Origin of the sequence: Pseudoalteromonas distincta (assembly GCF_000814675.1) — a bacterium.
Lineage (GTDB): Bacteria > Pseudomonadota > Gammaproteobacteria > Enterobacterales > Alteromonadaceae > Pseudoalteromonas > Pseudoalteromonas distincta.
Map to the genome: position 1 here is coordinate 127,894 of NZ_JWIG01000016.1, position 12,261 is coordinate 140,154.

At 36.6% G+C, this 12,261-nt stretch carries 9 protein-coding genes; 4 read left to right on the forward strand and 5 right to left on the reverse strand.

Annotated features, from left to right (window positions below; genetic code table 11):
* Window positions 1–49: 49 nt before the first annotated feature.
* Window positions 50–4,549 (reverse strand): EAL domain-containing protein, encoded by a 4,500-nt coding sequence (locus tag QT16_RS11165; protein WP_039488444.1) that lies wholly within the window; start codon window positions 4,547–4,549, stop codon window positions 50–52.
* A 166-nt stretch (window positions 4,550–4,715) separates the two neighbouring features.
* Between QT16_RS11165 and QT16_RS11170 the strand changes: the two genes are divergently transcribed.
* The 3 genes from QT16_RS11170 (at window position 4,716) to QT16_RS11180 (ending at window position 7,362) form a co-directional block, all read left to right on the forward strand.
* Window positions 4,716–5,267 (forward strand): isochorismatase family protein, encoded by a 552-nt coding sequence (locus QT16_RS11170; RefSeq protein WP_039488445.1) that lies wholly within the window; start codon window positions 4,716–4,718, stop codon window positions 5,265–5,267.
* A gap of 120 nt (window positions 5,268–5,387) precedes the next feature.
* Entirely contained in the window at window positions 5,388–6,854 is a 1,467-nt protein-coding gene (locus QT16_RS11175; RefSeq protein WP_024597358.1) for a methyl-accepting chemotaxis protein, read from the forward strand.
* A complete protein-coding gene (locus QT16_RS11180; RefSeq protein ID WP_024608847.1) occupies window positions 6,838–7,362 on the forward strand; it encodes a DUF6436 domain-containing protein in 525 nt (174 codons plus the stop codon). Before QT16_RS11175 ends, QT16_RS11180 begins: the two co-directional genes overlap by 17 nt.
* A 61-nt stretch (window positions 7,363–7,423) precedes the next feature.
* On the opposite strand, the gene QT16_RS11185 is transcribed toward QT16_RS11180, so the two are convergent.
* Window positions 7,424–7,981, reverse strand: coding sequence for a TMEM165/GDT1 family protein (locus QT16_RS11185; RefSeq protein ID WP_024597356.1), 558 nt, complete (start codon window positions 7,979–7,981; stop codon window positions 7,424–7,426).
* Between the two features lie 342 nt (window positions 7,982–8,323).
* On the opposite strand from QT16_RS11185, the gene QT16_RS11190 reads away from it, so the two are divergent.
* A complete protein-coding gene (locus QT16_RS11190) occupies window positions 8,324–8,518 on the forward strand; it encodes a (2Fe-2S)-binding protein (protein WP_002960627.1) in 195 nt (64 codons plus the stop codon).
* A gap of 65 nt (window positions 8,519–8,583) precedes the next feature.
* On the opposite strand, the gene bfr (QT16_RS11195) is transcribed toward QT16_RS11190, so the two are convergent.
* The 3 genes from bfr (QT16_RS11195) to QT16_RS11205 form a co-directional block, all read right to left on the reverse strand.
* The gene (bfr, locus tag QT16_RS11195) at window positions 8,584–9,048 is read right to left on the reverse strand and encodes a bacterioferritin (protein WP_002958984.1); all 465 of its coding nucleotides are present in this window, start codon (window positions 9,046–9,048) and stop codon (window positions 8,584–8,586) included.
* Between the two features lie 12 nt (window positions 9,049–9,060).
* A complete protein-coding gene (bfr, locus tag QT16_RS11200) occupies window positions 9,061–9,531 on the reverse strand; it encodes a bacterioferritin (RefSeq protein ID WP_002958985.1) in 471 nt (156 codons plus the stop codon).
* Window positions 9,532–10,062: 531 nt separating this feature from the next.
* Window positions 10,063–12,198 (reverse strand): TonB-dependent receptor, encoded by a 2,136-nt coding sequence (locus tag QT16_RS11205; RefSeq protein WP_039488446.1) that lies wholly within the window; start codon window positions 12,196–12,198, stop codon window positions 10,063–10,065.
* Window positions 12,199–12,261: the final 63 nt, after the last annotated feature.

The following is a 12,261-nucleotide window of genomic DNA, read 5'->3' on the forward strand; positions in this document are numbered from 1 at the left end:
TGTTTCAAATCAAATCAAATCAAATCAAATCAAATCAAATCAAATCAAATCAAATCAAATCAATGATATTGCTAAAACAATCGCTTTTACGTAAGTCTTTAGCATCCATTGGCCTTGCAAAGTAATAACCCTGCAATACATTGCATCCAATTCCAGTTAAAAAGAGCATCTGTTCGCGCGTTTCTACTCCTTCTGCAATACAGTAAAGATCTAGGTTTTCGGCCAATGAAAGAATGGTCTTAATAATCGATTCATCCCCTTTATCTATACCAATACTGTTTACAAAGCTTTGATCTATTTTAATAACATTAATAGGAAATTGGCTTAAGTAGGTGAGTGATGAGTATCCTGTACCAAAATCGTCAAGCAGTAATTTAAACCCAGCAGCTTTTAGGTTTTGCAGCTGTTTGGCTGCTTTAAGCTTATCTTCTAATAAAATACTCTCTGTTATTTCGAGCCTTAATTGTCTTGGATGAACTTGAGAGTCCGCTAATATAGCCATTAACCGCTGTGTTATGTTTGTTTTTAAAATGTGTTTAGGCGATAAGTTTAAAGATATATAAAACAACGGGTTTTCGCTGAGTATAGGCGCAAGTTCAATTAGTGAACGGTGCAAGGCTTGCTCAGTAAGAAGTTCTATTAAACCGGTTTCCTCAGCTACAGGAATAAAAAGAGCTGGAGATATTAACTGGCCTTCATTTTTCCAGCGCATGAGTAACTCCACGCCATTTATTGTTTTCTCTTCTATGTCGATAATAGGCTGGTAGTGATTAAAAAATCGGTTGTCTTTTACTGCATCTTTTAAATCATTTTCAAGCAGTAACTTTTGTTTTATTAGCTCATTCATTTCATCGCTAAAAAACTTAAAGTCGTTTCTCCCGCCTTGCTTAGCGTGCATCATTGCAACATCGGCATTACGGATGAGTATATCTGTGGTTACAGCATCGAATGGGTATAGAGCTACGCCAATACTTGCTGAGATATTAATAGAGAAGTCTTCAATAATTACTTTATTAGCTAATTCATTACTAATTTTTCTTACGGTATCGCGAAGAGATTGGAGTGATTTTATATTTTGAATCAGCACTAAAAATTCATCACCACTTTGGCGGCCAAGTATAGCGTTTTCGCTAAGCATACCGCTTACTCTTTGGGTAATATTACATAACAACTTGTCACCCACTGCATGACCAAAAGAGTCATTAACAGGTTTGAACTTATCTAAATCAATAAATAATAATGCGCATTGGGTATTGTTTTTATCGGCATATTTAATCGCCTTTTCAATGTTTTGATACATTAAACTACGATTAGGTAGATGCGTTAGAGGGTCAAAATTAGCCAAATAGCGCAGTTCGTTTTCAGCACGTTTTTGTTCAGTTAAATCTGTAATAACAATCACATAGTAACTTGCAGTGTCTTTTGTTACAGCTGTGGCACTTATATGTATTGGGTGTTCGTTATTTCTTGCTGTTCTTATATAAACATCACTTTGCCAGTTTTCAGTTGGTTTTAATTTTTTTAAAATACTAGCAAACTCTCTGCACTTATCTTTACCAATTGCTTTAATAAACAATTTAGGGCTAATTTTGGTGGCCGTTTGCTCGTTTGAAAATGTTTCAATAAAACTATTGTTCGCAGAAAATGGCATTAAACGCTTATCGAGTATAAGTAACCAATCGTTTATTTGGCTAAACGCTTCACCTAAAATTTTTGCTTGTTGCTCATTAGCTCGTTGCTCGGTGATATTGGTATATATGCCAGAAACATATAGAGGCTCATTTGTTTGAGGATCGTATATAACTTGCCCTGTATCTTGATACCAGAGCCAATGGCCATTTTTATGCTGTAAACGGTAAGTTGCTTGCCAGTTTTGTTGTTTTTTGTATTTGAAGTAGTTTTCCCATTGGTTTTCAAAACGACGTCGATCGTCTGGGTGTATAAGCGCTAAAAATTGATCTATATGCACGCGTTCAGGTAAGTCTGTATAGCCTAATTCACTTCCCCTGAGCGTATTTACGGAAGCGTCTTTAAAATTATAATCCCATACGCCGCTTTTATTATTTTTAAGCGCGAGTTCTGTTTGCTTTTGCGAATGAATAGTCGCTCTATGGGCTTGTTCAATTGCTACTCGGCGGCTGCGATACTGCCAAAAAATAAAAAATAACACCCCAAGTATTAAAATAATGTAGGTGGCTATAGCAATGGGCGATCTCCAAGGAGCATACGCCACGTTGATATTAAGTGTTGTAGGCTCGCTTGTAATAATACCATCACGATTATGTGCTGATATTTTTAGTGAGTAATTACCAGGTTGAAGCTTTGTGAAAAACACTTGATTAGATTGTAAATCTTCATATGTAAGAGACGTAGGCCCTGAAAGGATTACTTTATAATATGCTTTATCAATATTAGGGTAAGAGAAGTTAGAAAAGCTAACCGTCAATCCCATGTCTTCATAATTTAATTCAAGTGGTTTGCTAAGGTATTTATGAGGATTGTAATTGAGTTCCCTAGTAAGGAGGCTAATATCAGTAATGGCTAGATTACTTTTTTGTAGTTGTTCTTTTTCATTAAAGTCTATCGGGTCAAGAAGTAAGGCTCCAGCATTGCTGCCGAACATAAGCCTGCCATCGCTTAGTGTTGCTGCCGCTATTGGTGTAAATTGGTTTATATTCAAACCGTCTTTTACTGAAAAACTCACTACATTGAGAGTATCTAGGTCTATTTGATACAGACCATTGTCGGTACTTGCCCATAAAAAGCCGTTTTCATCAGGAAGTAGTGAATAGATAGAATCAGTATTAAACGAATTTTTTAATCCTATATAGTGCTTTCTTTCATAAGTAACGGGGTCAACGCCGAGCAAACCTTCGTGAGTGGTTGCTAACCATAAAATGTTTCGTTTTGAGTCTAAGTAAAAGTTTTCTACAGTGTAAAAAATATCTTCTTTAGGATTAAAAGACTGAAATATAGTCGTTAAAGTTTTCGTTTTTTCGTTGTACCTAAGGAAGCTTTTTGATGTGCCAAGTACAAACTCTTCAGGATGTGTGTCGAGGTGTTTATAAAAAGCGTAAGAAAATAAAGGATCGACTTGCTCTTTGAGCCCCTTAATAATTCTTGTTTTTCCTGTTGTTTCATTAAAAACATAAAAATTATCATCCGACATAAATGCATATGTGTCTGCAGATAACTGGGCAAAGCCAAATAAGTTGGATTGGTTAATTACATCTTTTTCTGTGTCTTTATTTTCAATAATTTTACCCGTTTGTTTATCAAACAGTTTAAAACCATCGAAAGTAACAAGCCAAAGGAATTGATTATCACCAATTGAAGACGCAAAAATATCATAAACGGCAGATGCCCCGTATATTGCTTTTGAGTCGGTTGAGCTCAGATATACATCACTTTTATTTGTTGCTTTGTCGTACCGTGCAATTCCATCTTCTGTTCCTAACCAAATAATATTATTTTTGTCTTGGTAGGTGGCATGAATAGTATTGTTACCGGGTAAAGTAATGTGTTTAAACCGTCGGGTTTTAATTGGCCATGTAAACACGCCCTGGGTTCTAGATGCGAGCCAAAGTACGCCGGACTTATCAACCATTAGATCGTTTATTGAGTTTTCATTAATATTAAACTTACTTTTTTCATAATTTAATACGAATTCTAGTTCTTTGGTTTCGCGGTGATAACTGAACAATCCACTTTCGGTTGCTACAAACTCCCCGTAAACAGTATTGGCATAATCCCATATATTATAATCAGGAATTAAAGTTGTAATATTTGCTGCAGATATATTTTTGGTATTATCGAATGCTAATTGATACATGCCTTCAACAGTACCAACAAGTAGTCCTAATTCATTATCAACACTTAAGAATTTGACGTTTACATTATCTATCGTATTTTTTTCAGGGGGATGAAGAGGTATTTTTACAAGTTCTGAATTATCTATATTTGCAGTGTATAAACCATCATTTGTACCAATATATAAAGTGTTTTTATATATTGTTAATGACCGAATGTAGTCACCTTTATTTGGCAGGGTTAGCTTAAATGTAAAGTGTTTACTCGTCTCATCAAATGTATATATTTGGGCATCTATGGCGAAGTAAAAAGTACCTTGTTGCTGAGTCATTGCAGAGATTGGAGAGAACATTTTTTGTTCTTTATCTATTTGACCAGAATAGATTTTTTCGGTTTTTAAAGTGAGGGGATCTATTATATAGGCACCAGAAAGATCTGTTGAGACAATGATTTTTCCGTCTTCGGCTTTAAATAATGCATAAATATAATGTTTATCCAGGCCAAAGCCGCCACTAAAAGTTTTTACATTATAACCATCAAAACGGTTTAAACCCTGTTGGGTTGCTATCCAAATATAACCAATATCATCCTCTTGAGTCTGCAAAACGTAACTTTGCGATAGGCCTTCGTCAGTAGAAATTCGTTGTAATTGCTGAGCATAGTTTTGTGATGCAAAAGTGCTTTGGATGCATAGTAAAAAAGTAATGGTGATATGAAAAAAAAATTTGCTCAAACGCACTTATAAACACTCTCAGTGGAAGATAGGATGATGCATAGGTAGATAGTAAATATAGCATAAGTTTTTATTTTTTAATTACAAATAATATACATAACGCTAAAAGTTCTATTTTTAAATAGTGAGCTACTCTATACAGATAATAGTAAATGCTTAGAAGGAGAGTATAGTGGTTTTCTCTAATGTTGATGCAAAAAACAGCGTGTTATTAGTTATAGACTTACAAGAGTTGCTTGCTCCTGCAATTAAAGATTTTCCGAATATTTTAAAAAGCACATTGCAGTTAGCTCAAGCGGGTATTATTCATGGCGTTCCATGTTTAGTAACGGAGCAATATGTGAAAGGTTTGGGCGAGACTAATCAGCAAATTAAAAATACGTTATCTAATGCCACGTATTTTCATAAAACGTACTTTAGTGCGTGTGCAGAGCCTGGTTTTGTTGATACGTTAAAAAGCCATGGTAAAAAGCAAGTTGTTGTTGTGGGAACTGAAGCACATGTGTGTGTTTTACAAACATGCTTAGATTTAATAGAAAATGACTTTGAAGTTATTATTGTTTACGACGGAGTTGGTTCGAGAAACCCGCAACATAAAAATTTGGCGATTGAGCAGCTACGTCAAGCTGGAGCTGTAATTTCATGCGCTGAAATAGTTATTTTTCAATGGACAAAAAAAGCTGCTACGCCTACTTTTAAGAAAATACTGCCTATAATTAAGTAAGGCTTTGAACATTTTTATATAACGTGGATGATATTTATTAGGAGAGTTGCTCCAATTTAGGTGTTGTGACGTACATATATTAATGTGTTTAATACACTACAAATTTTATTAAAGGGTTTTATGTCTAGTGTCACTCGGTTATTTATCATAATTTTTAGTCTTCTATTTGTTGAATCCATAGGGATTGGTTTGTATTTTGGGACGTTAACCCAAGCATTTATTGTTGGACTACCACTTTGTTTACTCCCTATCTGGTTACTTAAAACACAGCCAGATAACCCTATCACTGCACATGTAGTTGCAGCTGCAATAATGATGTTTTCTTTTTTACATATTCAGCAGGCTTTTGGGTTAATCGAAGTACATTTTGAAATATTTATCTTAATGGCTGTACTTATAATGTTTGTACAGTGGCGAGTGTTTATTACCGCTATTATTTTTGTAGCGGTACATCATTTATCTTTTTATTATTTACAAACTCAAAATACGGGTTTTTACGTATTTGACCCTGATAGACTCGCTTTTACTACGGTGCTAATTCATGCTGGATACGCAATAGTTGAAGTATTAGTTGCAGGCTATATTGCAAAAACGCTGCAACGGGAACGTCGTGCGGGCTTATCTTTAAGTTATGCGACAGAACAAATAATGAAAGATCCTGAAAACATTAAACTCTCTCTTCGCGCGGATGACACTAAAAGCGAAGCTGTAGCAGGATTTAACACATTACTAGATTACTTATCTGATGTTATTAAACAGGTACAAACTCAATCAGAATCATTGCAAAAAAACTCACAAGAGCTTATTGATGTTCACGATCAGTTAGCGAGTGGAGCGGTTCAACGTACGCAACAAACCGATGATATTGCTAATTCTGGCGCTCAAGTTGCCAATGGCTTTAAACTTGTAGAAGAAGAAAGTGAGGTGCTTAAGCGCCAAGTTGACCATATTACACAATCTGCAGGTGATGCATTAAAAGAAGTGCTTCAAACAGACGCTAAAAGTAGAGAGTTGTTAACACTGCTTAATCATACCGAAGAAAAAATAAATCACTTAGTGGCAGCTGGCGATGTTATTTCAGGGCTTCTTAATGAAATATCAGGCATTGCTGAGCAAACAAACCTACTTGCTTTAAATGCAGCTATTGAAGCTGCCCGCGCAGGCGAACACGGTCGAGGTTTTGCTGTTGTTGCTGATGAGGTAAGATCTTTGGCTAACCACAGTAAAGCTACAACAGATAAAATTAGTCTTACATTAAAAGATCTTGTTAATAATAGTAAAACGTCAACGCAATCAATGAGTCAGTGTGTGAGTTTTGTAGTTGATTTAACAAGTATTAGTGCTGCAATGAAAGAGAATATTTCAGCAATGAGCGAGCAAATAGCCGCAGTATCTTCAAGCTCTGACTCAGTTGCACAAGTTGTAGCGGAGCAGGCAGGTAATACCGAGTTAATAGCAAGCAGTACTGATACTATGCGCCAAAATCAGTACCAAGATACGCAAATAGTGCAGCAGTTAACCGCTAAGGTGCAGTTAATCGATGTAAGTATTGATGTATTAGAGCAAAGCATTGCCAAGTTTAAATAAATCGAACTCTTTTGTATTTTCGCTTATAGCTATATGGCTTGTTTGTGTTGTTGCAGGGTTAGTTTATTTTCAGTTAGAGCAACTTAAACCGTTTGATAGCTCAAAAGTTTTATTGCAAAAGCACTGGTTTAATAACTTTAAAAAGCAATTGGACTGGGTTGACACTAATGAAGCGTCGTTAGTGCTTATAACAGAAAAAAACTGCGGGTGCACCATACAGGCTAAACCACATATTTCATCGTTGAGCTCTTTTGCTGCCAATAAAGCTATGAAGGTTGTACAAGTTGAATTAACACCAAAGCTTAAACACGTTATTCCGGCAACGCCTGCCGCCGTTATTATTAATAAAAACGGTGAGTTTGTTTATGCCGGTCCGCTCTCTGAAGGATTAGCGTGTGCCCAAGGAAGTGGCTTTGTTGAAACTGCGGTCACTAATTTAGCTGCAGGTTTTAATTCCAACCTTTTAATTACGCAAACCAAGGGGTGTTACTGTGTAAACAATGCATAAATAACGTGCAGAAAAAATTAAAGCTCGCACTTGAATTAACAGGTTCGAGCTTTAATATTGATTAAATTGTAACTAAGCCATAAATACCTAATGACACAAACACACAAGCAGCAATAGCACGTACGGTGTTTAGAGATATTCTTTTTAGTAATGCATTACCAGCATATATAACAGGCACGTTAGCAATTAGCATACCTAACGTGGTTCCTACCGTTACCCAAAACACAGACTGATATTGTGCGCCTAGCAACACTGTTGCTATTTGTGTTTTATCACCAATTTCTGCAATAAAAAATAATACAAAAGCGACTAAAAAAGCCCCGTAGCTATCGTATTTACTACTTACATCTTCGTCTTTATCTGGAACTAATAGCCAAAGGCCAACAACAATAAAGCTGATGTTTACAAGCCAAGGTAAATATTCAGAAGAAAAACTATTACTTAACCACTGCCCAAACCACGCTGATAGGCCATGATTGAGTAAAGTTGCGGCTAAAATACCAAGAATAAGTGCGCCTTTATTACGAAAACGGGCAGCTAACAGGAGCGATAAAAGCTGGGTTTTATCGCCAATTTCGGCAAGAGTGACAGTGACGGTTGAGGTTAAAAAAACTTCCATTATTGATTCTTACAGGCGGGAATACTAAACCAAGGCAAACAACTATCTCCCGCCATGAGGATAGTGTCTACCTAGGTCTCGCCGATAACGCTTGCTACAACATTACAAACTTACCATGCACATGAGGTGCAATTATGTTGATAAGTTTACTCATTACTGAGCGGGCTACTCCCCTAAGAGGCGGCCATTATTCCATAACTTTATTTTTAGGTAAATATAGTTAAGAGAACAAATACCATATTCTAATAAATAATTTATATTTATTAGTGAGGAAGCTATTGATAACAATTGTCGTTTAGATTAGTATGCATCTATTGAATGTAATTAACACGGTTTGTATTGATGTATATTTGTCTTTGTCACGGTGTGACTGATAAAAAAATTGAGCAAACAATTGACGATGGTGCAACGACCATGCGTGAATTAACCAAAGAGCTTAAAGTAGGCAGCCAATGCGGTAAGTGTTGTGGTTGTACTAAAAAGATCCTTAATCGCAGACTTATTCAAATTGCGGATGTAACGGATCAAGTTGCTTAATTACATATAAAATTTAGATATAAAAAAAGCAGCTTTTTAGCTGCTTTTTTTATATCTACTACTATTTACAATTGAGACTGTAAGTAGTTTTTAATGCCCGTATTTTTAATAAGTAATTGTTGGGTTTCTAACCAGTCAATTTGCTCTTCCTGTTCATTTAAAATGTGATCAAGGGCTTCGCGGGTAATGTAATCTTTTTTACTTTCAGCCAGCTTAACTGCGCTACGTAACTCATCAATAGTATCGAGTTCAAAACTCATGTTAGCAGCAATCATTTCTTCGCTGTTTTCACCAATACGTAATCGGCCTAAGTCTTGAAGATTTGGTAAGCCTTCTAAAAACAAAATACGTTCAATTAAACGATCAGCGTTTTTCATTTTTTGAATTGATACTTTGTAGTCTGCTTTATCAAGCTGTGTAAAGCCAAAATCTTTAAACATACGTGCATGTAAAAAGTATTGGTTAATACCAACAAGCTCATTAGCGAGTACTTTATTAAGCGCTGCAATAACGTCTTTATCGCCTTTCATAATATGCTCCTACTAAGCCATTTGTGCTTGATGATAATTTTCAGAACCAATTTTATCAATTAGACCAAGTTGTTGCTCTAACCAGTAAACATGATCTTCTTCGGTATCAAATAACAGCTTTTCTAAAATGCTACGAGATTGATAATCTTGTTGTTCTTCACATATTGCGATTACGTCTTTAACACACGCAACTACTTCAAGCTCTAGTGTTAAATCGTTTTGCATCATGCTTTTTACATCGTTACCGATAAGTAAATCACGGCGCTTAGTCATATTTGGTACACCTTCTAAAAACAAGATGCGCTTAATAAGCCAGTCTGCGTGATCTTTTTCTTCTTCCATTTCGTGGTTAAGGCGCTCGTATAGTTTGTTTAAACCCCAGTCGTCATACATGCGCGAGTGTATAAAATACTGATCGATTGCTGCTAATTCGTTAGCTAACAATGTATTAAACGCATCGATTACTTTTTGATTACCTTTCATGATAAATCGCCTCAACTATTTCAATTGTATGCAGTGTAGTACATATAGCCTATATTGCAAGTTTTCTCTATAAAAATCATTGCGTTACTATTGGTTTTGATTCTTATTTAAGTTTGCGTTACTGCTTGGTTTATGGACAGTTTTTTATTTGTATTAGCATCTAATACAAGATCATGATTGTTAGGGCGTATTGAACTTTGGTGGTTGAATTTACAGCAGTGTGTTTGGTTTTTAGGCAAGGCAGTGCCTATGTAGTGTGGTTATTCCCCATAAATAGGCGATAACGCAGCATAAAGACCAAACATGCGCTGCCCAAAGGGTTCTTTCTAGGGGCGATTAACTTTTTGTTGCTCGGTTTTTACTTAGCCCACTAGGTTACAAACCTCGCGCCGCAATTTAATCGCCTCTAGATTGAACAAATCTCAATCCACAAAGATCAACACGCCCTAAATAAAAAGTGAGACGTTTATTTATGCGGGATTTGTTGAGCATATAGGCATGCAGGGCATGCCTATAACGTGCGCTTATTTGTTAAAATTGATATTTAGCACCCAGCGTTGCGGTTGTGCCTAATCCTTTAATGTTATATCCACCGTAGGTGTAAGCCTGTGCGCGGGCAGGGTAGTAATCACTATTGAATAGGTTTTCGATACCAAAATAGCCACTCCACCTGGCGTTAACGTTGTACTGACCACTTAAATTAAATGTGTTGTAGCTACTAACAGGGCCCTGATCGCCAGAGTATTGGCCCTGTGCATTTTTATCAAAGCGCTTTCTGTCACCTACATATAAAAAACTCATTGCAAGTGATAACTTTTCGTTAGTTTGCCATGTTAAATTAGCAGTGGCTTTCGGTGGGTTGATTTGTTTTGCCCCTAAATATTCATCCGCTTCGGTGTTTTTACCTTCTACGTAGCTGTATGTAGCGCTTAATTTAAGATCTTGATTAATAGTATAATTAACTAAACTTTCGTAACCCCATATTTCTTGCGGTGCGCGTACGGGTTCGTAAACACCCGTTACTTCGTTAAATTCATTACTGGTGCCAAGCTCTGAAGTACTTCTGTACAGTGCAAATTCAAAACGAACGTTTTCAAACTGTGAAGTAAAACCAACTTCGTAGTTGTCGATTATAGATGCTTGTGTCTGAATAAGTGCAATATCGTCAACGGTTGCAGCGCGAAGCAAGCGCCCAATATCAGAAATATCAGAGCCCTGTGAATAACTAAAAAATGGGCTGAATGCATCTGTTAAATTGTATTTTATGCCTGCATTATACGTTGTAGCGTCATAGTTTATGGTATCACCACGCACATTTAATGGGACTGAGCATTGCGAAGGGGTTCTACACAGTTTTAATGTTTGGTAGTCACTTACGCTCAAATCAATACTTTCGTTTCTTACACCTGCTTTTACAATAATATCGTCGTTTATTACCCATTTGGTTTGTAAAAAGCCAGCCACACTTTCCATGTCCATTTCTGGCACCCACACACGGCCATCCACTAAAGGTTGTGATGTTTTATCGTTTAAGGCATCAATACCGTAGATTAAGGTGGCTGTTACGTTTTCAAAATCAAACTGACTATTAAATGTAGCCCTTGCACCTTGCTTGTCTGATTTTATAACCGATTGACCACCGCTATAACCTTCATCAAGATTAGCTAGGTTAGTGGAGAAAAAGAATACGTTTTCTATATCTTGTTTATAAAGATCGAGGGTCATTTGTGTGTTTTCAAACAACGAGTAATCAACATATTTTAGGGTTATATTTTTGTTGCCTTCTGGGCCTTGCGGCTTACCTTGTTTTTGAAGCTCTAAGGGGACGTGTATAGCGTAAGTTTTTTCTCCTATATTGCCATCACCAGTAACATCGCCTAAATCAGTTTTTTGCTGTGAGCTGAAATAGTTATAGCTGAACTGCAGTTGCTTTTCGTCGTCAAAATCATAAGTTAGTTTGGTAAAATAGTTTTGAGTCTCAGAGTCTGATAAACCGTATTGTAAGCCTAAAATATCGCCCTGTGCATCGCGTTGTACGCCGTTTTCTTCATAGCTTGCCGTTAACAGGTAGCTTAGTTGGTCGAGCTTACCGTTTACTGCGGCTGATACTCTACCGCCGCCACTTTCTGCTAACTTAACAGCGCTAAAGCGGCTTGAAATACTTATTTCACCTTCAGGTTTACCATCACTGCGAGCCTGTTTGGTTATGTAGTTAATAATGCCACCTGAGGCACCATTACCATAAATAGACGTTGCGCCTTTTATGACTTCAATGCGCGCTATGGCACTTGCATCAAGTGTTTTTACGCCTAAAGAACCATTACGAAGAGGGGTTGATTGCGGTACGCCATCAATCATTATTAATGGCGCACGGCCGCGTAGTGTTTGTCCTGAATTACTTGAACTGCCTGTATCTGGGGCAAGCCCTGGAACCATTTGCGCGAGTAAACTTCCCAATTCTGAGCTTACTTTTAAATGCTGTTGTATTTGTTGCTGATTAATAACGGTGATAGATGCAGGTACTTCGTCAATGCTTTCTGATATGCGGCTGCCTGAAACAATGACATGCTCAAATTGATCAGAATTGTATTCATTTTTATTATTTTCATTTGCTAACGAGTTAGTACTTATTGCAACAGCAATAAGGCAAAGCGAAGTTTTTAACATGGGGTGTCTTAGTTGATAATAATTTACGTAATGGTAATTATTATCAACTAATGACGCAAGTGT

Coding starts and splice junctions, on each gene's coding strand:
- QT16_RS11185 (WP_024597356.1), bottom strand. CDS start 7,981: ATGGAAGTTTTTTTAACCTCAACCGTCACTGTCACTCTTGCCGAAATT.
- QT16_RS11190 (WP_002960627.1), top strand. CDS start 8,324: ATGTATATTTGTCTTTGTCACGGTGTGACTGATAAAAAAATTGAGCAA.
- bfr (WP_002958984.1), bottom strand. CDS start 9,048: ATGAAAGGCGATAAAGACGTTATTGCAGCGCTTAATAAAGTACTCGCT.
- bfr (WP_002958985.1), bottom strand. CDS start 9,531: ATGAAAGGTAATCAAAAAGTAATCGATGCGTTTAATACATTGTTAGCT.
- QT16_RS11205 (WP_039488446.1), bottom strand. CDS start 12,198: ATGTTAAAAACTTCGCTTTGCCTTATTGCTGTTGCAATAAGTACTAAC.
- QT16_RS11175 (WP_024597358.1), top strand. CDS start 5,388: ATGTCTAGTGTCACTCGGTTATTTATCATAATTTTTAGTCTTCTATTT.